Below are 20,760 nucleotides of genomic sequence, written 5' to 3' on the forward strand. Positions count from 1 at the left end.
ATGGAGCGATTCCCGGACGCCCTCGACGGCATCCCGGACGCGGTCGTGATCGTCGACGGCGACGGCGTCGTCAGGGCCGGGAACGGGCGGGTCGAGGCGGTGCTCGGATACTCGCCGGCGGAGGTGGAGGGGACGAAGCTCGAGAGGCTGGTGTACGACCCCCGCGGCGGCGCGGCGGGGGAGGAGCTCCACCGCTACGTCGTCGACCCCGAACCGCGCTCGATGGCGGCGAGCCTGGACCTGCACGCCCGGCGCGCGGACGGGAGCGAGGTGCCCGTGACGCTCAGCCTCGGCCCGTTCGAGCAGGACGGCGAGACGTTCCTCGTCGCCACGATCGTCGACGTCCGGGAGGAGCGCGCGGAGCAGGCCGAGCTGCACCGGCGGACGCGGACGCTGGAAGCGCTCCACGAGGCGACCCAGGACCTGTTGAAGACGACCGACCGGGAGTTCGCCGCGGAGGCGGCGGTCGAGTACGTTGAGGAGGTGCTCGGCCACCCGATCGCGGCGATCTGGCTGTACGACGAGGACCGCGGCGTCCTCGATCCGGTCGTCTGGACCGAGCGGGCCGACGAGCTCGTCGGCGACCACCCGACGTTCGCCCCCGACGCGTCGAGCATCTCGTGGGAGGCGTTCGAGTCGGGGGACCCGGAGTACGTGGCGGACACGCACGCCGACCCGGAGCGGCACAACCCGGAGTCCCCGATCCGAAGCGAGCTGATCCTCCCGCTCGGCCGCTACGGGCTCATCAACATCGGGGCCACGGAGCGGGACGCGTTCGACGAGTCCGACCTCGCCGTCGCGCGCCTCTGGGCCGCCACCGTCACGATGGTGTTCGTCCGGATCGAACGCGAGCGCCAGCTTCGAGTCCGCGAGCGGGAGATCGCCCGCGAGCGCGACCGGCTGGAGGAGTTCGCCAGCCTCGTCTCCCACGACCTCCGGAGCCCGCTCAACGTCGCGACGGGGAACCTCGACATGGTCCGCGAGCGCCTCCGGGAGGCGCACGAGGACCTGACCGAGATCGACACCGTCGCCCGCTCGCTCAACCGGATGGAGGCGCTCGTGGACGACATGCTGACGCTCGCGCGACAGGGCTCCGCCATCGACGAGACCGAAGCGGTGTCGCTCGCGGCGCTGGCGGAGGAGTGTTGGACCGGCGTCGACACCGCGGCCGCCGAGCTCGTCGTCGCCGACGACCTCCGGCTGCACGCCGACCGGAGCCGCCTGCGCCAGGCCCTGGAGAACCTGTTCGCCAACGCGGTCACCCACGCCGGCGAGTCGGTCCGCGTCGAGGTCGGCGCGCTCCCCGACGGCGACGGCTTTTACGTCGCGGACGACGGCCTCGGAATCCCCGCGGACCGCCGCGACGAGGTGTTCGACGCCGGCGTCTCGACCGACCCGGAGGGAACCGGCTTCGGCCTCAAGATCGTCGCCGAGGTGGCCGACGCGCACGGGTGGACCGTCGACCTCGCCGACGACGCCGACGGCGGCGCCCGGTTCGAGTTCCGCGGGGTCGAAACGATAGCGGCCGACGCCTGACACTCGACCGCGCGCACCGCCGGCTCAGACCCCCTCGAAGGAGGGGAGGTGCCACGTCGAGACACCGTTCCCGTCGAGCACGACGTCGACGTTCGCCCCGCGGTCAGCGCTCGGGAGCCCGACCTCGATCCGCCCCTGACCGGTCACGCCGTCGTCTTCCATGCGGGCGGTGACGCGGTAGCCGCCGCGCACGTCCGTGATCGACCGCACCTCGACGGCGGTCTCCGGGTCGATGCCGACGTCGAGGTCGGCGACCGACTCCTCGGTCTCGGTCGCGCTGTCGTCTCCCGTCGCCCGTCGCGTCACCGTCAGCGCCAGTTCGCGGGCCTCTTCGGTGACGTTGAGGAGCCGGACGCCGAGCGTGGGTGACGCGCGGTCGTCGGCGGATACGGCCTCGTCGCCGTCGTCTCGGTCGTCGCTGTCGCCGTCGCGCTCGAGCGCTCGCCGCCGCACGTCCAGCCGCAGCGTTCGGTCCGGCGTCACCAGGTACGGAACCGGGTCGGCGTACAGTTCGCCCACGGAGCGGGTGCCGTCGCCGTTCTCGTGATACACCGACCCGGCGTGCTGCGCGGTCGCGTAGTGGTCGTCCCCGGCGGCGTGATCGAAGACCGCGGCGGCGTCGACGGTCACTTCGACCGCGCCCTCCGCGACGTGACGGTTGTGCGCGCGGACCTCCTCGTACGCGGCGACGTACTCCGCGACCGACTCCGGTCCGAGCTCGTCGGGGCGGTCCGGCGGGTCGCGCTCCGCGACCCCTCCCTCGCTCCCGCCGTCGACGAGGTCGGCACAGCCGGCGAGCCCGCCGCAGGCGCCGGCCGCTCCGACTCCGAGGAGGAAGGCGCGTCTGTCCATACGGAGACACCGCGTGGCCTCCTCAAAAGGTCAACGGAAGAACAAACGCGCGTTTGTGCGTCTCCGTGCCGGGTCCGCTCCCGCGCCTCCCGGCTCGCTCGTCCGCGACCCTATCCGTCGAGTTCGTAGTGCGTTACCGCGTCCGGGTCCGCGGATCGGTCTCCGGCGTCGGTCTCGAGGACCGCGACTCGGAAGACGTCGTCCGCGCCGTCGACGGGGATGGGGAGCCCGCCGGGGTTCACCCGCACCGTGTCGCCGCGCTCCTCGACGCCGTGCGCGTGGGTGTGACCGTGGAACACGTAGTCGTAGTCGCCGCAGTCGACGAGCGCGTCGACGACGACCGCGCTCGTGCCGTGGGTGACCGCGACGTCGACGGCGTCCGCGGCGGCGTCGCCAGAGCCGTCGCCAGAGCCGTCGCCAGCGCCGGAGCCGCCGAACGAGAGCGTTCCCGCTTCGCCGAGGTACGTGCCGAACGACTCGACGGCGGACTGGACCGCCCACTCGCCGTCGTTGTTGCCGCGGACGGCGTAGAAGTCGAAGCCGGCGTCTGGTTCGGCGCGCCGATCCGCGTCGCCGGCGCCGACGTTGAAGGGGGTCACGGAGAAGGGCGCGACGAAGTCGCCGCAGTGGACGACGGCGTCGACGCCCTCGCGTTCGAACAGCGCGACGGCCGCTTCGACGGCGGCGAGGTCGTCGTGAGTGTCTGAGACGATGCCGATCCGCATGGTACGTCGCGGATCGGGGCGCACAGGTATAAAAAGCGGTCGGCAGCGGTGCCCGTGATATATAAACCGACCGGCCGGCGGTCGCGTTCTCACGGAGCGTGGATCCTGATTCCGATTTATCAGTCCCTACCGTTCATGTTCGGCCGTGATGACTGACGAAGGTGCTTCCGGACGGCGTACTGGCTCCAGACGCGGCTTCCTCTCAGCGGCCGCGGCGCTCGGTACCGTCGGGATCGCGGGCTGTGGCGCGCCGCGAGCCGAGAGCACGGGAGACGCGGAGAACGCGGCCGGCGGTGGGGGAGAGGCGGCCGAACGGGTCGAGGAGTGGGCCGGAAGCGATTCCACCGGCGTCGAGACGGACCACCCGTACACGTCCCCGCGAACGGAGATCGACCTCGACGAGCGGGACGGGGCGATCACGATGTCCACGACCCCGTGTCGCCACCGGCTGCTCGGCGAGGAGACGCGGGGCGGCCCGTGGGAGCTGCCCGAGGTCTGGGCGTGGCAGACCCCGGACACGGACCCCAGCGTCCCCGGACCGCTGCTTCGAGTCACCGAGGGGACCACCTTGGAGATCACCTACGACAACTCCGAGCACAACCGGCCGCACACGTTCCACGTCCACGGGCTCTCGAAGAGCTGGATGGACGACGGCGTCCCGACGACGACCGGTCAGCAGGTCGCACCGGGCGAGGAGCACACCTACGAGATCGACGCGAACCAGCCGGGCACCCACCTCTACCACTGTCACTACCAGACGCAGAACCACCTCGACATGGGGATGTACGGCATCCTCCGCGTCGACCCGGAGGGGTACGAGGCCCCCGACAAGGAGGCGTTCATGACGATCAAAGACTGGGACAGCCGACTGTCGGCGTCGATGGCCGGCGGCGACGTCTCCTTCAGCCACCGCGACCGCAACCCGGACGCGTTCACCGTGAACGGCCGCTCTGCGCCGTACACGTTCCACCCCGAACAGGGCTCTCCCTTGGTCGTCGAGGAGGGCGACCGGGTCCGGATCCACTACGTCAACGCCGGCTACGAGTCGCACGCGATGCACACGCACAACCACGGCTTCACCGTCGTCGAGAAGGACGGCGGCGTCATCCCCGAGGCCGCTCGGCACCGCGAGGACGTGATCCCCATCGCGCCCGCCGAGCGCAAGACGATCGAGTTCACCGCCAGCGCCGACCCGGGCGTCTACGCGCTCCACTGTCACAAGGTGAACCACGCGATGAACGGCGAGAGCTACCCCGGCGGCATGATCGGCGGGATGGTCTACGAGAGCGTGACGGACTCCGAGCAGTTCGCCTCCGTGATGGAGATGGCCGGCTACGAGGCCTGAACCGGTCGCTCACGGGGAGATTCGACCGGAGTCAGGGATCCGAGTTCTCCGACGCCGGCTAACAGCAGAACATGAATGGGTACACCAGCGCGACCCGGTCGCCGTCCTCGATCTCGGTGTCGAACCCCTTCTCGTTCTCGTTGAAGTGACCGTTCACGAGGATCCGGGCGTACGCGATCGTCTGCTCGCCCACCGGATTCTTCGTCCACGTGCCCGGCAGCTCCTCCGGCGTCGGCGCCCAGCCGCTGTGGGTCGACTCCTCCTCGCTCTCCGCGATCAGCATCTCCTGTAGCTCCGGGTACTCCGCGAACAGCTCGTCGAGGAACTCCCGGAGGGTGTCCCCCTCGAACGTGTACTCGAACTCGTACTTCCCGAGCTCCGTCCGGACGTGACCGGTGCACCGCACCGTGACGGTGGTCTCGGTGATCGTCTCCGACGCGCTCGCGGACTCCGGTGTCGCCGCCTCGCTGGTCGTTGGCATACGCGATCGTACGCGTCGTTCTCCGGTAAGCCACCGCACGAACATGTTCGTGCGGTCGACTCGCGCCGTCGTCGTCCGCCCGTAGCGCTCGTGACGGCGACGACCGCTGTCAGTCGCCGGGAACGCCGCCCGAACATGTTGCCGCCAAACCGATAGTCCGTGTGGCGGTAACCCCCAGCCGATGGAACTCACGCGTAAGACGATCGCGAAGGTCATCGTCGCGGCGTTCCTGCTCAACCTGGTCGTGATGGGCGCCGGGGCGTGGTTCGCGTACCAGGAGGCGCCGCCGATCCCCGAGGAGGTCGTCGGTCCCGACGGCGAGCCGATCGCCACGGGGGAGACGGTCCAGGACGGGAAGGCGGCGTTCCAGCAGTACGGGCTGATGAACCACGGGTCGATACTCGGCAACGGCGCGTACTACGGCGAGGACTACACCGCCGAGACGCTCGAGTTGAAGACCGAGCACATGCGCGAGTACTACGCGCAAGAGGAGTACGGCGCCGGATACGACTCGCTCGGCTCCTCGGAGCGCGCGGCGGTCGACCAGACCGTCCGCGACGACCTCGACGGCGCGCACGGCGGGGGCGACACCGTCCGGTACTCCGCCGCGGAGGCGCACGCCCACGAGAGGGTGCGCGAGACGTACGTCGAGCGCTACCACGAGGGCGACCACGACCGCGGCGTCCCGGTGGGGATGATCGAGTCGACCGAGGAGGCCGAGGACTTCGCCGACTTCGCGCTGTGGACGGCGTGGTTCTCTCACACCGACCGGCCCGACGGCGACAACTCCTACACGAACGAGTGGCCCTACTCGCCGGCCGCCGGCAACGACGCGACCGGCGCCGCGATGACGTGGAGCGTGATCGCGATGGTGCTGCTCGTCGGCGCGGCGGGCGCGGCGATCCTCCTCTACAAGTCGGTGAAACTCCCGGAGCCGTCGGCGGAGGGCATCTCGGTGCCCAAGCCGGGCGACGTGAGCGTCTTCCCGAGCCAGCGCGCGGCGCTCCGGTTCGTCCCGATCGCCGCCGGGCTGTTCCTGGCGCAGGTGTTGTTAGGGGGGTTGCTGGCGCACTTCTACATCGAACGGGCCGGGTTCTTCGGGATCGAGGAGGTGTTCGGGATCCACATCCTCCAGCTGCTCCCCTTCTCGATCGCGAAGACGTGGCACATCGATCTCGGGATCCTCTGGATCGCGTCGACGTGGCTCGGCGCCGGCCTGTTCCTCCCGCCGCTCCTCACCGGCCACGAGCCGAAGCGCCAGTCGACGTACGTCACCGTCCTGCTCGGCGCGTTAGTGACCGTCGTCGTCGGCGGGATGGGCGGTATCTGGCTCGGCGCGAACGGCTACTTCGACGGCCAGCTCTGGTGGCTCCTCGGCAACGAGGGGTTGGAGTACCTCGAAGTCGGGAAGGTGTGGCAGGGCGGCCTGCTCGTCGGCTTCGTCTTCTGGGCGATCCTCGCGGTCCGGGGGCTCAAGCCGCTGCTCGACCGCGAACCCGTGTACGGGCTCGCGCACATGATCCTCTACGCGGGCGGCTCGATCACCCTGCTGTTCGTCGCCGGCTTCCTGTTCACGCCGTCGACGAACATGGCCGTCACCGAGTTCTGGCGGTGGTGGGTCGTCCACATGTGGGTGGAGGGCGCCTTCGAGTTCTTCATCGTCGCGATCATCGGGCTCACCTTGGTCTCGATGAACCTCCTCACGCGGCGCAGCGCCGAGAAGGCGGTCATGCTGCAGGCGCTGTTGGTGATGGGGACCGGTGTCATCGGCGTCTCGCACCACTACTGGTGGATCGGGATGCCCGACTACTGGGTCCCGATCGGGAGCGTCTTCTCGACGCTGGAGCTGCTCCCGCTGATCTTCATCCTCTACGAGGCGATCGGGCAGTACCGGGCGATGACCGAGACCGGCGGGTTCCCCTACAAGCTTCCCTTCATGTTCATCGTCGCCAGCGGGGTGTGGAACTTCGTCGGCGCCGGGGTGCTCGGCTTCTTCATCAACCTCCCGCTCATCAACTACTACGAGCACGGCACCTACCTCACGGTGGGCCACGCGCACGCCGCGATGTTCGGCGCGTTCGGCTTCCTCGCGCTCGGGATGGTAACGTACATGCTCCAGCTGTCGATCGATCCCGAGCGCTGGGACGGCTCGTGGCTCCGGGCGTCGTTCTGGTGCTGGAACGTGGGGCTCGCGCTGATGGTGTTCGTCTCGGTGCTCCCCGTCGGCTTCCTCCAGCTCGAGGTCGCGTTCACGGAGAGCTACGCCGCGGCGCGCGGCCTCGCGTTCTACGAGGGGCCGCTCGTCCAGACGCTGTTCTGGGCGCGGCTACCGGGCGACACCCTGCTCATCCTGGGGACCGCGATCTACGTCGCGGACCTGATCCGCAAGCGGTTCGTCCTGCGGAGCTCCGCCGAGGACCCGAGCGTCGACGACATGGCCGTGGCGGAAGGAGTCCTCGACGACGACTGAAAAGGGGTCCTCGACGACTAAGACCGAGTCACTCCGCGCGCCACGCCCCGCCGAGTTCGTCGCGTTCCATCGACTCCGCGTCGCCGTCGCGGAACACGCTCACCCGCCCCGTCTCCTCGCTCAGCGTCACCGTGGCCACGACCTCCGGCCGGACCGAGGTCTCGATCGCGCTCATGTGTCGCGACCCCATCCACGGCTCGTAGCTCACGTCGTCGACCAGGTCGGTCTCCTCGCTTCGGGTGCCCAGGTCGCGGAAGCGCACCATCTGGGCCTCGATCTCGCCGTCGACCGCGACGACGACGCCGCCGTCCTGCTGGCGGCTCACCGACTCGACCGTCTCGACGAAGCAGTCCTCCGCGAGCGCCGTCGGACAGCTCTCGCGGGGCCACCGGTTGTCGCCCATCGGGTCGGCGTAGTCGCCGTAGTCACGGTCGGCGACGACCGCGAAGTAGAGTCCCGGCCCCTTGACGTGCGGCTCGTCCCAGCCGTCGAACGCGAGGCTGACGTGCTCGGCGCAGTAGGTCAACCGGTCGACGATCTCCCGGACCCGCTCGTGGGCGCCGTACTCGATCGCGAGCCCGCTCATTCGACCTCCTCCGCTCGACGGTCCGTGACGCGAACGCTCATACGTACGTGAATGAGCGGAGCGTATATAAGGGACTCCGAGTCGAGTCAGGTCGAATCTGATTCGGTCGGGTCGGATCGAGTCCGGCCGAGTCGGATCGAGTCGGACTCGGTCGAGCCGCTCGAGCCGCCTCACCGCCACTGCGTGAACAGGCTCGCGTCGAACCGGTCGGCGCGGACGAGTCCGACGCCGAACGCGACCGCGACGGCCGCGGGGAGCAGATTGCCGTACCAGAGGTTGATCCCGCCCCAGAGGATCACGAAGCTCACCATGTCGTCGAGCATGAACTCGCAGTCGCGCAGGCGGTCCCGGAGCGTCGTCCCCGCGAACGCGCGGTCGAGCGTGACCACCGCGACCGTCGCCGACAACACCCAGCCGGCGTAGTTCGAGAGGGGGACGCCGAAGAAGGCGCCGCCGCCGAAGCTCCAGAAGCCGAGCGCGACCGCGCCGGGGTCGAGCACCACGTCCATCGCGACCACCGCGGCGATCACGCTCGCGAGCCGGAGCCACCCGTTCGACGCCCGCGAGCCGAGCAGCAGGAGACAGAGCAGGTAGGCGTTCACCACGAGCGGGATGAAGAAGACCGGGAGCGCGAGCGGCACGCCGCCGAGCATCGGCCCGAGGCTCACGGTGTACTCGAACGAGCCGTACGGCCACCCCGTCGCCACGCCGAGCAGCTCGATCGCGTAGGTGTACGCCACGAGGACCCCGATCCACCCGACTGCCCGACGGTCGACCGCGGGCAACACGCCGACGACGAGCGGCGACCGCATCACCAGCACGCCGAACAGGACGAACCACGGGTTGAAGGCGAGCGGCTCGGGCACCCACCCCTCCGCGCTGCCGACGAGCGCGACCGCGCCGACGAGGGGGAACAGCACGGCGATGGTAAAGCGGTTCTCGCGCACGGTCCGGTCGAGCAGGCGCTCCGCCTCGCGGCGCGTGTCGGGGAGCCGGGCGCGGAGCGCGTCGAGCCGTCCCGTCGTCGAGGCGGACGACGGGGAGGGGGAGTCGCTCACGCGAGCGCCTCCGTGATCGGGTAGACGCGCCAGAGGCCCCCCATCGCCAGCAGGGTGCCGACGGCGGTGTTCAGCGCCGGGAACCACCAGTACGCGCGGTCGACCGCGATCGACGACCGGGCGACCCACGCCGCGAAGACGGGGTAGACGGCGAGGAGCGCGCCGAGGCGGGGATCGACCGCAGCAAACGCGACCGCGGCGGCGACCCAGCAGGCGGCGCAGTAGGCGTACGTCCGGCCCTCGCCCAGCAGCGTCGCCGTCGTCCGGATCCCGGCGGCGCGGTCGGGCTCGATGTCGGGGATCGCGGAGAACGTGTGCATCCCCATCGCCCAGAGCCACGCGCCCGCGAGCGCCGCGAGCGGCGGGTGCGCCCCGGACACGGCGGCGTACGCGGCCGCGCCCGGCAAGATGTACAACCCGTTCGAGGCGGAGTCGAGGAAGGGGGTCGTTTTAAATCTGACCGGCGGCGCGCTGTAGCCGGCGCCGAGCAGCAGGAAGCCGGCGAGGTACGGCCACGCGACCCGGGGCGTGATCGCGAGCGTCGCGAGCCCGAGGAGGCCGGAGGCGACGACCGCGGCGACCACGAGTCGACTTCCCTGCCAGCGCGCCTCGCGGCCCTCCTTCTTCGGGTTCAGCTCGTCGATGTCGGCGTCGAACACATCGTTGACGCCGTAGAGGAACACGTTCGCGGGGACGAGGAAGTAGAGCGCGAGCGCGACCGTGGGGGGCGTGAACAGTCCGCTCACGTCGACGATGCCGTAGGTGACGCCGACCGCGACCGGGCCGGCGAGGTAGAGCCAGAAGCGCGGCCGCGACAACACCAGCAGGTACCGGAGGAGGTCGGGGATCGAGCGTCGGCCGGGATCGGTCGCGGTGTCGCTCACGGCACCGATCACGCCGTCTTCGACAGCTCCTCGGCGGTCAGCTGTCCGCTGATGAGACACATCGGGACGCCGATACCGGGGGTCGTCGTCGAACCCGTGAAGTAGAGCCCGTCGAGCGCCTCTGACCGGTGAGGGGGCCGGAGCAGGGAGGTCTGTCGCAGGGTGTGTGCCAGCCCGAGCGCGCTCCCCTGGTAGCTGTTGTACCGGTCTGCGAAGTCGTCGACGCAGAACCGCTCCTCGAAGACGATCCGGTCGCGCAGCTCCGTGCCGGTGTTCTCGGCGATGTCGTCCAACACGAGGTCGCGGTACTCCTCTCGGAGCTCCGGCGTGTCCTCCAGTCCGGGCGCGATCGGAACGAGGGCGAACAGGTTGCTGTGGCCCTCCGGCGCGACCGTGTCGTCGGTCTCGGAGGGGACACAGAGGTAGTAGGCGGGGTCGTCGGGCCACGACGGGTCGTCGAATATCTGCTCGAAGTGGCGGTCCCACCCCGTCGGCAACACCAGCGTGTGGTGTTCGAGGTTCGGCACGTCGCCCTCGACGCCCAGGTACAGCAGGAACGCGGAGGGCGCGTACGTCCGCGACTCCCAGTACTCCTCGCTGTACTGTCGCTTGTGTTTCGGGAGCAGCTCCTGTTCCGTGTGGGCGTAGTCGGCGTCGGAGACGACCAGGTCCGAGAGGTAGCGCTCGCCGTCCGCGGTGTCGACCGCGAACGCCCCACGCCGTCCCTCGATGGCCGTCACCTCGGCGTCGGTGACGTACTCCACGCCGAGCTCGTCGCCGAGTTCGACGATGCCGTCGACGACGGCGCCGATCCCGCCCTCGGGGTAGTAGACGCCCATGTTGTAGTCCACGTGGCTCATCAGGTTGTACAGCGCGGGGGTGTTGTACGGCGAGCCGCCGAGGAAGACGAGGGTGTACTGCATCAGCTGCTGGAGCTTCGGGTGATCGAAGTACTCCTCGACGTGTCCCTGCATCTTGCCGAGAAGCGAGAGCCCCCACGAGTAGCGGAGCACGTCCGTGTCGACGTAGTCGCGGAGCCGCGGGCGGTCCTCGTAGACGAAGTGCTCCATCCCGATCTCGTAGGTGCGCTCGGACTCCTCCAGGTAGTCCTCGAACGCCTCGCCCGCGCCGGGCTCGTACTCCTCGAAGAGGGCCTTGTTCGCCTCGCGGTCGGGGAGCACGTCGACCCGATCGCCGTCCTTCCAGAACACCCGATAGTGGGGGTCGAGCCGCTCCAGCTCGTAGAAGTCCGACGGCTCGCGGCCGAAGTGCCCGAAGAACCGCTCGAACACGTCCGGCATGAGGTACCACGAGGGGCCCATGTCGAACCGGAAGCCGTCGGTCTCCAGCCGGCTCGCGCGCCCGCCGAGCTGCTCATTCTTCTCTAAGAGAGTCACGTCCGCGCCGGCGTCGGCGAGGTAACACGCGGTCGAGAGGCCACCGAACCCGCCGCCGATCACGACGACGGATTCGCCGGCCGCGGCGTCGATGTCCGGGGCCACGTCCATGGCGGATCGTAGGGTCGGAGGCGGTATAAATACCGGCCAGACGCGGCGGGCAAGCGTCGGGTCGACGGCGGTCGGAGGCGTCGCGAGTGGGTACGCCTAAGTCGCCGACGGCCTTACCGATCCCCACATGGATCCCACGGTCGCGATCACCGGCGCAACGAGCGGGATCGGACGGGCGGTCGCCGAGGCGTTCGTCGACGAGGGGGCGTTCGTCGCCGTCTCCGGGCGCGACGGCGACGCGGTCGACCGGACGGTCGCGGCGCTGAACGAGGGCGGGAGCGAGGAGGACGAAGGCGGGAGCGAGAACGCCGGCGTCGCGTGGGGCGCCCGCGTCGACGTGCGCGACGAGTTCGACTTGGAGCGGTTCTTCGAGGGCGTCGCCAGAGAGGCCGGCCCGATAGACGCGGTGTTCGCGAACGCGGCCGTCTTCCACGGCGGACCGGGCGAGAGCCCGACCGACGAGACGAGCTACGCCGACTACGACGACACGATGCGGACCAACGCTCGCGGCGTCTTCGCGACGGTTTCGGAGGCGGTCCCGCACCTCGCCGAGGACGCGCGGATCGTCGTCCCCTCGGGGGGTATCGCCCGCGAGTCGCGCCCCGGGATGGGCGCGTACGCCGTCTCGAAGGCGGCGGCCGAGGCGGTCGCGCGGGGGTTCGCGGCCGACCTCGACGCGACGGTCGGCGTCGTCGACCCGGGGCTCGTCGCCACCGACCTCACGGGGAAGGAGCGCGCCCGCGACCCCGAGAGCGTCGCGCCGCTGTTCGTCTGGGCCGCCACCGAGGCGCCCGCCGAGGACCTGAACGGCGAGCGGCTCGGCCTCCGCGAGTGGAAGTCGGCGACGCGGTAGGCGCCCTCCGAACCCCGCGGTGCGGTCTCACACCTCCTCGATCCGCGACGAGACGTCCAGCGGCGGCCGCTCGGACGCCAGCGCGGCCACCGCGTCCATGAACGCCGTCCGGTAGCTCGCCGGACCCGCGGGGTCGCCCCCCGCGGCGCGCTCGCCGGCGAACCCGTACGCCGCGCACCCGGCGAGCGCGGCCTCGGTCGTCGACATCGGCGGTCCGTCGCCCTCGCCGACGACCGCCGCGAAGGTTCCGAGCGTGCTCGCGAGCATGCAGCCGGACCCGACGAACGACCCCATGCGCTCGTGGCCGACCGACAGCTCGTGGGCGCCCTCGCCGTCGGCGACGACGTCGGTCGGGCCGGACGCGACGACGACGGCCCCGGTCTCCGCGGCGAGCGCCCGCGCCGCGTCCGGAACCCCGGCGTCGACCTCGCCCACGGACTCGACCCCCCTCACGGTCGCCTCCTCGCCGGCGAGTCCGCGGACCTCCCCGGCGTTCCCCTTAATTATGTCAAATGCCACCGCGTCCAGCAGCCGCCCGACCGACTCGACGCGGTGCGGCGTGGCCCCGTACCCGACCGGGTCGAGCACGACCGGGACGCCCGCCTCGTTGGCGCGCCGGCCCGCGTCGACCATGGCGTCGATATCGGCGGTAGCGGCCGTCCCGGTGTTTATCACGACCGCGTCCGCGCCGGCGGCCATGTCGCCCGCCTCCGCCGGGGCGTCGGCCATCACCGGGAGCCCGCCCCAGTGGAGCGTGACGTTCGCGGTCTCGCTCGTCGTCACGTCGTTTGTCAGGTGGTGCACCAGCGGGGCGGCCGCCTCGACCGCAGACAGGATCCCCTCGACCGGCGGGTCCGCGGTCGGGTCGCCGAACTCGTCGGCGGTCGGGTCGCCGAACTCGCCGTCGATCGACTCACCGCTCATCGTCGACCACCTCCCGGATCTGCGCGGCCGCGGCGCGCGGGTCGTCCGCGGCCGTGACCGCCGAGACGACCGCCACGCCGGCCGCGCCCGCCGCCGCGACCGCCCCGGCGTTGCCNTTGCCAGCCCGCTCAGAGATGTGTATAAGAGACAGGGTCGACGGCGTCGGCGATCGCCGCGACGCGCTCGGGGCCCACCCCGTTCGTCTCGTCCGGCACGTCCTTCGTGTCGGTCCGGTACACCGCGCCGACGCCGAGGTAGTCCGCGCCCGCGTCGGCGGCCGCCCGGGCCTCGGGGACCGTCGACGCGGAGACGCCGACGATCGCCCCGTCGCCGAGGCGGTCGCGGGCGACCGAGACCGGCAGGTCCGACTGGCCGAGGTGGACGCCGTCGGCGTCGACCGCGGCGGCCAGGTCGACCCGGTCGTTGACGATCAGGGGAACGCCGGCGTCGGCGGTCACGTCGCGGAGCCGGCGGCCGAGCTCGTACCGCTCGGCCGCCGGCCGGCCCTTCTCGCGGAGCTGCACGGCGTCGACGCCGCCGTCGAGCGCCGCCTCGACAATCTCCGCACTCCCTCGGCCCGCCGACCGACTCTCCTGCGTCACGAGATACGCCCGCCACTCGTTGGGATTCATCGGTGGTATCTTCGAGTGGTGGCTGAAAAGTGATTCCGTCGACCTCGAGGGTTATTTATAAATAACACGTCGTTGTCGGCGACGCTTAAAAAACGGACCCGAACGCCCGGGTCGCCCTACTCGTCGTCGGCGACCGACTCGACGACCTCGACGCTGCCGGTGAGCTGCCGGTGGACGTAGGGCATGTCGATACCGGCGTCGTCGAACGCCTCCTTCACGTCCGTGACGTACTCCGAGCGCACGCGGACGAAGTCGCCGCGGTCGGGCTCGTCGATCCACCAGCGCGACTGCAGTCCCACGGCGGAGTCGCCCAGTTCGACCACCCGCACCGAGGGTGCCGGGTCGTCGAGGATCCCCTCGTGCGCCTCGGCCTTCTCGACGATGATGTCGGTGGCCTCCGCGATGTCGTCCTCGTAGCCGATTCCGAACACGAACTTCTGACGGAGCGTCTCGTAGGCGACCGGGTTGGTGACGGCGTTGTTCGCGAGGTCGCCGTTCGGCACCGTGACCCGCTCGTTGTCGAAGGTGCGGACGCGGGAGACGCGGAGGTCGATGTCCTCGACGCGGCCCGCGTTCCCGTTCCACTCGATCCAGTCGCCGACCTCGAACGGCTTGTCCTTCAGGATGAAGACCCCGGCGACGAAGTTGCCGAGCAGGTCCTGAGCCGCGAAGCCGATCGCGAGCGCGATGGCGCCGCCGAAGACGGCGAACGCCGAGAGGAACGCGCCGTACCCCGCGATCGTGAACCCGATCGCGACCGCGGCGACCCAGACGACCGCGTTCGCCACGCTCGACGTGAGGCTCCGGACCGCCTCCTCTAACCCCCGCGACGCGAGCGCTCGGTCGACGCCGGGCACGAAGACCGCTTTCCCGACCAACAGGGTCGCGGCGAATCCGACGACGAACAGCAAGACGGTGAGCAGGAACCCGGCGGCCGTCGCCGCCAGTCCCGTCAGTCCGAACTGTAGTGGTAGCATCATCCCCCTATTTGAAACGGTATTTAAAGAAGCTACTGGCAGCGCAGTTGTTTATCAGGGGTCGATCGCCGCGGGCCCTCACGCCGGGTCGTCGCGCGTCCCGTGCCTCTGTCGTCGCGCGCCCCGCACCTCAGTCGCCGGGCGCCGGCCGGGGGTCGAGCGGGCCGTCGCCGCGCGCGACGCCCCGGAGCCGCCGGCCGTGCGGGTCGTCCGCGCGCATCCGGTCGCCGACCGCCGGCGGGACCCACGCGTCGCGGTGCGGCGGCGCCGCGGCGGGGTCGACGCCGGCCGGCCTGAAGTCGTCGGAGAGGTACCGAGCGTAGGTCGGGAGCCGCTCGCGCAGCGGCATCCCGCCCGCGTCGGCGACCGCCCGGAGCCCGTCGAGGTCGGGCCACGCGTAGTCCGGGTTGACGTAGTCGTCCGTGACGGGGGAGACGCCGCCGAGGTCGTCGATCCCGCAGTCGACGAGGTCGGCTGCGGGCGAGAGGTTCGGCGGCACCTGCACCGACACCTCCGGCGGGAGCGCGGCCCGCGCCATCGCGACGACGCGACGCATCGTCTCGAGGTCCGGCTTCTCGAAGTCCGACCGCTCGTTCGGCACGACGTTCTGGACGATCACTTCCTGCACGTGGCCGTGTCGCTCGTGGAGCTCGCGGATCGCGAGCAGGCTCTCCGCGCGGTCGCGCCACTCCTCGCCGATGCCGACCAGAATTCCGGTGGTGAACGGGACGCCCTTCCGGCCCGCCGCCCGGATCGTGTTGAGCCGCTGGCCGGGGGTCTTCCGGCGGCCGCCGCTGTGGGCGTCGACGTCGGCGGTCGTCTCCAGCATGACGCCCATCGACGCGTTCACCTCGCGGACCTCCGCGAACTGCGACTCGGTCAGGTCGCCCGGGTTCGAGTGCGGGAGCAGCCCCTCCTCTAAGGCGATCTCGCAGGCCCGGTAGAGGTAGTCGTGGATCGAGTCGAACCCCCACTCGGCGAGCGTCTCGTGGACCTCGGTGTACCGGTCGTCCGGCTCGTCGCCGAAGGTGAACAGCGCCTCCGTACAGCCCGCGTCGGCCCCGACGCGGCACTGCTCGCGCACCTCCTCGGGCGACAGCAGCGACGCCTCCCCCGGGACGTCGTAGTAGGTACAGTACGTACAGGTGTACCGGCACGCCGTCGTGAGCGGGATGAACACGTTTCGCGCGAAGGTGAGCCGGTCGGCGGCCTCGACGTCGCCCGGGCGGACCGAGAGCAGTCGCTCGACCGCCCGCTCGTCGACCGCGACGTCGACGTCGTACTCGTCGGCACCGGCGAACACGGCCGTCACTCGCGGGCGGCGTTTAAAAAGAACCGCGGTTGCGGATCCCATGATGACACCGGATCCGGTTACGTCGCGGCCGCGGCCGGGGCCGTTCGGTTCGGTTCGGAAGCGAGCCGAAAAGCTGTTGACCCGCGCGTCTCGACGATGAAGGCATGCCCTCCCGACGATCCGCTCTCCGGACGGTCGGTGCCGTCGCGGCCGGTGCCTTGGCCGGCTGTTCGCGGCTCCGATCGCGCGACGCTCGAATCGACGTGACCGTGTTCAATCAGACGGACGCTCCCTACACCGTCGAAGTGGAGTTCTACAGCGACGACGGTGCGTCGGAGGCCGCGGCGAGAGCGTTCAGTTCGTCGTTCGACGTCGAACCCGACGGAGAGGCGACGGCTGAGGGAGTCGTCGAAGCGGGACGGTATCTCGTCAGCTATCACGCGTACGAGGAGGACTCAAAACTGACCGACGAGGACCACGTTCACTTCATCCCGTCGGGGGACGAGACGGAGAGCCTCACCTTCGACATCCAAGAAACGGGCGAGTTGACTCAGCGGTGAATGTCCGTACTCCGTGCTGAGCACGCCCGGATCGGGACGCGCGCGGCGCGGTTCGGCGGCACCTCACTCCCGAGCGACCGCCACGCGCCCCTCGTCCGCGTCGAGCGCGAAGCCGGCCTCACGGAGCCACGCCGCCGCGCGACCCTCGCCGTGGATCAGCACCTCCGCGAGGTCGGCGGGCTCGTCGACGTCGGTGCCGAGTCGATGGGAGTCGACCGCGGCGAAGTCCGCGCCGACCTCGGCCGCGATCTCGCGGTGGTCGAGGTAGGACGCGCCGTGGTAGTCGACCCGAAACTCCGGATGCGAGGCGACGAAGGCGTTCGTCCCCCCGCCCCGCCCCGGCGCCATCGCGACGTCGGCGTCGCGGCCGGCAGCGAACAGGCGATCGACGGCCGCCGGGGTCACGAGCGCGAGGTCCGCCATCACGACCGCGACCGGGTCGGGCGATCCATCGCGTTCGCTGTCCGCTCCCAGCCGCGCGTCCAGCGCCGCGTTCACGGCCTCCGTCAGCGGGCGGTCGTCGACGGTGACCGGGGAGTCGACGTCGACCGCGTCGGTGGCGAGGATCCGAGGGTCGCCGCCGGCCGCGTCGACCGCGTCTAACACGTCGTCGAGCATCGTCCGCGCGAACTCGCGTCGCTCCTCTGGCGAGAGGACGTCGGAGAGTCGGGACTTGGGCCGGTCGGTCGAGAACGGGACGATGACCTCCATCGGGAGGGCCGCCCTAGAACAGGGATTCCAGCTCGTCGCTGTCGTCGCTGACGAGCTCGTCGAGGTTCTCGTCGCTCTCCTCGCGGATCTCGTCGAGGTTGTCCTGCGCCTCGATGGCGACCTGCTGGAGCTCCTTGATCCGCGGGACGTTCGTGACGCCCGCGAGCAGGATCACGGTCGCGACGAAGCCGGCGCCGCGGTACGGGTAGTCACCGCCCCGGACCTCCATCGAGCCGGTCTGCTCTTCGAGCCACTTCCGCCCGCGCTCGATACCCTTCCGGTTGAGGTACTCCGGCGGGCCGGCGAGCACGAGCAGGGCCCGCTCGGCGCCCTCGATCTCACAGGGGAGCGTGAGCCGGCCGAGCGCCGCCTTCCGGACGAGGCTGGTGATCCGGTTCGTGGTGTGCGCGCTGTCGAGCTCGTCGCCGTCGTCGTCGTTGCGGAGCCGCGAGAGCAGCCCGCCCGAGGTGCGCTCCTCGACCTCCTCCTCGGCGTAGCCGACCGTGGAGACGCCGCCGCCGGAGAGCGTGTTGATGATCTCGGAGGAGTCGACGACACTCTCGGCGACCTCCTGGCCCTGCTGGACCTCGCCGGCGCCGAAGAGGATACCGAACCGCCGGACGATCTCCTCGTTGATCTCCTCGTAGCCGCCCTGGACGGACTCGCCCGTCTTCCGCCAGGCGTCGTTGTCGAACACCATCAGGTTGTCCACCTCGCGGACGAACGTCTGGAACGAGCGGGCCGCGTTGAGCGTGTAGATACCGCCCTCGTCGCTGCCCGGGAGGATCCCGAGCCCGTAGACGGGCTCGGTGTAGATCCGCTTGAGGTGTTTCGCGAGCACCGGCGCGCCGCCGGAGCCGGTGCCGCCGCCGAGCCCGGAGACGACGAGGAACGCGTCGACCTCGTGGACCGGGATCGAGTCGATGGCGCCCTGCACCTCGTCGATGTCCTCCTCGGCGATCTCCGCGCCGAGCTCGTTGTCCGCGCCGACGCCGTGTCCCTTCACTCGGGACTGCCCGATGAGCACGCGCTGGTCCTCGGCGATGTGCTCGAGGCCCATGAGATCGGCCTTGGCCGTGTTGACGGCCGCGGCCGCGCGGACGATCTCAGACCCCGTCCGCTTGTCGTACTCCAGGAATTTGTCGACGACTTTCCCCCCCGCCTGTCCGAATCCGATCATTGCAAGTTTCATCGTGTGCTCCCTCCGCGTTTGAAATGAACAGAACGTGATCGCGTATTTAAACCTTCGGGTGCCGTTATTACCCGTGATATTCCGCTCGTTGACACGAACGCCCTCCCGACGCTCGAACCGGTCGTCGCGCCGCGGTGCCGTCTCCCGGATCGACGCCGGTTCGCCGTCATCACTCCACCCCGAGGTGCGCTCCGAGGGTGGTCAGCTCGGCGGGGTCGACGCCGAACGCCGCCGCGTCGTTGTCGGCGGTCGTGTTGTCGAACTTCAACGACCGGTACTGGTCGGGCCCCATCGGGAATCCCGGGACTGCGCCGAGCACGCTGAGCCCGATCCGGGCGAGCGGCATCGGCAGCGGGACGATCGTGACCCCCTTCTCCTCGGCCTCGTACACGAGGTCGGTCACCTCGCGCAGGGTCAGGACCTCCGGCCCGCCGACCTCGTAGGTCTCGCCGACGTGCTCGTCGCCCTCGAGCGCCGCGACCAGCATCGGGACGAGGTCCTCGACGTGGATCGGCTGGAAACGGGTCTTCCCGCCGCCGGGAAGCGGGTAGAGCGGAACGCCGGGCGCGAACATCCCCTTCAGCCGTTTGGTGAACGAGACGAACTCGCCGCCCTCGCCGAAGACGACCGAGGGTCGGAAGATCGTCCAGTCGAGACCGCTCTCGCGGACGATCTCCTCGGCCTCGCCCTTCGCGCGGATGTAGGCGGTGTCGCCGTCGGCGTCGGCCCCGAGCGCGCTCAGCTGGAGGAACCGCTCGGCGCCGCCGTCCTCGGCGGCGCGCACGAGGTTGTCCGTGCCCTTGCGGTGGATCCGGTCGTGCATGACGTTCCCGCCCTTCGGCTCGAACAGCGGCGAGAGCGCGACGAGGTTCACCACCGCGTCCTGTCCCTCGGCCGCCCCGGCGATCGAGTCGTAGTCGGTGACGTCGCCCGTCGCGGACGCGACCCCCTCCGGGGTGTCGCTCACCGATCTGGAGAGGGCCGTCACCTCGTGACCCCCGTCGGCGAGCGCGCGGCAGAGGTACGACCCGATGAACCCGGTTCCGCCGGCTACCAACACTTTCATGAACGGTACGTCGGACGGAACGCCCCTAAACCTACCGCGGCGTCAGACGCGGCGATGACGAGATGCGGGGACCGGGGGACCGCGAAGCGAGAGCTCGCCGCTCGGGTCAGCCCCCGCCGCTCGGATCAGTCCCGGTCGCTCGGGTCGGGGACCGTCAACACCGGTACCGGCGACGTGCGCACGGTGCGCTCGGCGACGCTCCCGAGGAGGTAGCGCCCGACCCCGGTCCGTCCCTGCGTCCCCATGACGACCAGATCGATCTCGTTCTCGTCGGCGTACGCCCGGATCCCGTGTGCGGCGGACGACCCGACCTCGACCGTTTCGACCGCCTCCACGCCGGCCTCCTCGGCGGTCGCCGCCGCCTCCGCGACCGTCTTCCTGGCGCCCTCGACCAGCGTGTCCACCCCCGAGTACCGCTCGCTCCCGATGATCCCGACGTCGACGACCGAGAGGATATGGACCGCGGCGCCCGCGCGCTCGGCGAACGTCAGCGCTCGATCGAGGGCGTTTCCGGCGCGCTCGCTCCCGTCCGTCGGCACGAGGACGTTCCGGTAGGGGTACCGCACCGGCTCGCCGTCGGGCCGGATACTGAGCACCGGAACCGTCGACTCCCGGACGACGCGCTCGGTGGTGCTCCCGAGGAGCAGACGGTCGAACCCCGTTCGACCGCGGGTCGGCATGGCGACGAGGTCCGCCTCGTACTCGTCGGCGTACGCGGCGATCGTCTCTGCGACGCCGCCCTGCAGCACCTCGGTCACCGCCTCGACGTCGCGGTCCGCGGCGCGGTCCGCGGCCGCCTCGACGATCTCCTCGCCCTCGCGTTCGAGCACGTCGACGACCTCGCCGCCGATCCGCGTGACGCTGTCGTGGGTCGTGTCGGCGACGTTGAGCACGTGGACGGTCGCGTCGTGATCGGCCGCGAGGTCGAGGACGTGGTCGAACGCGGCGCTCGCCCCGTCGCCGCCGTCGGTCGGGAACAGGATACGGTCGAACATACCCGCACGCTCGCGGCCTGCGGATAAAAAGGTCCGCGGCGGTTCGCGATAGAGCGAACGCGGTCGGGCGGAAGCGTCGGGAGAAAGCGGTCGGGCGGAAGCGTCGGGAGA

General features: G+C 70.5%; 19 protein-coding genes and 1 pseudogene. 5 read left to right on the forward strand and 15 right to left on the reverse strand.

Annotated features, from left to right (window positions below; all coding sequences use genetic code 11):
• Positions 1-1,536 (forward strand): sensor histidine kinase, encoded by a 1,536-nt coding sequence (locus C469_RS10565; RefSeq protein WP_008006458.1) that lies wholly within the window; start codon positions 1-3, stop codon positions 1,534-1,536.
• Positions 1,537-1,560: 24 nt separating this feature from the next.
• On the opposite strand, the gene C469_RS10570 is transcribed toward C469_RS10565, so the two are convergent.
• Complete coding sequence (locus tag C469_RS10570; RefSeq protein WP_008006460.1) at positions 1,561-2,388, reverse strand: hypothetical protein; 828 nt, start codon at positions 2,386-2,388, stop codon at positions 1,561-1,563.
• Between the two features lie 110 nt (positions 2,389-2,498).
• Entirely contained in the window at positions 2,499-3,113 is a 615-nt protein-coding gene (locus C469_RS10575; protein WP_008006462.1) for a metallophosphoesterase family protein, read from the reverse strand.
• Between the two features lie 148 nt (positions 3,114-3,261).
• Here C469_RS10575 and C469_RS10580 point away from each other — a divergent pair, with 148 nt between their 5' ends.
• Complete coding sequence (locus C469_RS10580) at positions 3,262-4,458, forward strand: multicopper oxidase domain-containing protein (protein WP_008006464.1); 1,197 nt, start codon at positions 3,262-3,264, stop codon at positions 4,456-4,458.
• Between the two features lie 58 nt (positions 4,459-4,516).
• Here the strand turns inward: C469_RS10580 and C469_RS10585 are convergent, their stop codons facing one another.
• Positions 4,517-4,939 carry a MoaD/ThiS family protein gene (locus C469_RS10585; protein WP_008006466.1) on the reverse strand — a complete coding sequence of 141 codons (423 nt, stop codon included), beginning with the start codon at positions 4,937-4,939 and terminating at the stop codon, positions 4,517-4,519.
• Between the two features lie 181 nt (positions 4,940-5,120).
• Here C469_RS10585 and C469_RS10590 point away from each other — a divergent pair, with 181 nt between their 5' ends.
• Positions 5,121-7,409, forward strand: coding sequence for a nitric-oxide reductase large subunit (locus C469_RS10590; RefSeq protein WP_008006469.1), 2,289 nt, complete (start codon positions 5,121-5,123; stop codon positions 7,407-7,409).
• Positions 7,410-7,437: 28 nt separating this feature from the next.
• On the opposite strand, the gene C469_RS10595 is transcribed toward C469_RS10590, so the two are convergent.
• The 4 genes from C469_RS10595 to C469_RS10610 all read right to left on the reverse strand — a co-directional run bounded on the left by C469_RS10595 (position 7,438) and on the right by C469_RS10610 (position 11,445).
• Positions 7,438-7,995 (reverse strand): diadenylate cyclase, encoded by a 558-nt coding sequence (locus C469_RS10595; RefSeq protein WP_008006471.1) that lies wholly within the window; start codon positions 7,993-7,995, stop codon positions 7,438-7,440.
• 170 nt (positions 7,996-8,165) lie between these two features.
• Positions 8,166-9,053 carry a bisanhydrobacterioruberin hydratase gene (cruF, locus tag C469_RS10600; RefSeq protein WP_008006473.1) on the reverse strand — a complete coding sequence of 296 codons (888 nt, stop codon included), beginning with the start codon at positions 9,051-9,053 and terminating at the stop codon, positions 8,166-8,168.
• Positions 9,050-9,949 carry a prenyltransferase gene (locus C469_RS10605; RefSeq protein ID WP_008006475.1) on the reverse strand — a complete coding sequence of 300 codons (900 nt, stop codon included), beginning with the start codon at positions 9,947-9,949 and terminating at the stop codon, positions 9,050-9,052. Before C469_RS10605 ends, cruF begins: the two co-directional genes overlap by 4 nt.
• Positions 9,946-11,445 carry a phytoene desaturase family protein gene (locus tag C469_RS10610; RefSeq protein ID WP_008006477.1) on the reverse strand — a complete coding sequence of 500 codons (1,500 nt, stop codon included), beginning with the start codon at positions 11,443-11,445 and terminating at the stop codon, positions 9,946-9,948. The genes C469_RS10605 and C469_RS10610 overlap by 4 nt, the downstream gene beginning before the upstream one ends.
• A gap of 127 nt (positions 11,446-11,572) precedes the next feature.
• Here C469_RS10610 and C469_RS10615 point away from each other — a divergent pair, with 127 nt between their 5' ends.
• Entirely contained in the window at positions 11,573-12,298 is a 726-nt protein-coding gene (locus C469_RS10615) for an SDR family oxidoreductase (RefSeq protein WP_008006479.1), read from the forward strand.
• Positions 12,299-12,325: 27 nt separating this feature from the next.
• On the opposite strand, the gene thiM is transcribed toward C469_RS10615, so the two are convergent.
• The 4 genes and pseudogenes from thiM to cofG form a co-directional block, all read right to left on the reverse strand.
• Positions 12,326-13,222 carry a hydroxyethylthiazole kinase gene (gene thiM / locus C469_RS10620; protein WP_008006480.1) on the reverse strand — a complete coding sequence of 299 codons (897 nt, stop codon included), beginning with the start codon at positions 13,220-13,222 and terminating at the stop codon, positions 12,326-12,328.
• A pseudogene (gene thiE / locus C469_RS10625) lies at positions 13,212-13,854 on the reverse strand (thiamine phosphate synthase). The gene thiM and the pseudogene thiE overlap by 11 nt, the downstream one beginning before the upstream one ends.
• Positions 13,855-13,970: 116 nt before the next feature.
• Positions 13,971-14,831: a mechanosensitive ion channel family protein gene (locus C469_RS10630; RefSeq protein ID WP_049911311.1), complete on the reverse strand. Its 861-nt coding sequence runs from the start codon at positions 14,829-14,831 to the stop codon at positions 13,971-13,973.
• A 130-nt stretch (positions 14,832-14,961) separates the two neighbouring features.
• A complete protein-coding gene (gene cofG, locus C469_RS10635; RefSeq protein WP_049911313.1) occupies positions 14,962-16,134 on the reverse strand; it encodes a 7,8-didemethyl-8-hydroxy-5-deazariboflavin synthase subunit CofG in 1,173 nt (390 codons plus the stop codon).
• 155 nt (positions 16,135-16,289) lie between these two features.
• On the opposite strand from cofG, the gene C469_RS10640 reads away from it, so the two are divergent.
• Positions 16,290-16,685: a hypothetical protein gene (locus C469_RS10640; protein WP_008006489.1), complete on the forward strand. Its 396-nt coding sequence runs from the start codon at positions 16,290-16,292 to the stop codon at positions 16,683-16,685.
• A 63-nt stretch (positions 16,686-16,748) separates the two neighbouring features.
• Here C469_RS10640 and cofC read toward each other — a convergent pair whose 3' ends face one another.
• The 4 genes from cofC to C469_RS10660 all read right to left on the reverse strand — a co-directional run bounded on the left by cofC (position 16,749) and on the right by C469_RS10660 (position 20,649).
• A complete protein-coding gene (gene cofC, locus C469_RS10645) occupies positions 16,749-17,396 on the reverse strand; it encodes a 2-phospho-L-lactate guanylyltransferase (protein ID WP_008006491.1) in 648 nt (215 codons plus the stop codon).
• Between the two features lie 13 nt (positions 17,397-17,409).
• Positions 17,410-18,588, reverse strand: coding sequence for a tubulin/FtsZ family protein (locus C469_RS10650; RefSeq protein WP_187127450.1), 1,179 nt, complete (start codon positions 18,586-18,588; stop codon positions 17,410-17,412).
• Between the two features lie 169 nt (positions 18,589-18,757).
• Positions 18,758-19,654: a complex I NDUFA9 subunit family protein gene (locus C469_RS10655; protein ID WP_008006494.1), complete on the reverse strand. Its 897-nt coding sequence runs from the start codon at positions 19,652-19,654 to the stop codon at positions 18,758-18,760.
• A gap of 125 nt (positions 19,655-19,779) precedes the next feature.
• Positions 19,780-20,649 (reverse strand): universal stress protein, encoded by an 870-nt coding sequence (locus C469_RS10660; RefSeq protein ID WP_008006496.1) that lies wholly within the window; start codon positions 20,647-20,649, stop codon positions 19,780-19,782.
• Between the last annotated feature and the right edge of the window lie 111 nt (positions 20,650-20,760).

It is taken from the genome of Halorubrum lipolyticum DSM 21995 (genome assembly GCF_000337375.1).
Classification (GTDB): Archaea; Halobacteriota; Halobacteria; order Halobacteriales; family Haloferacaceae; genus Halorubrum; species Halorubrum lipolyticum.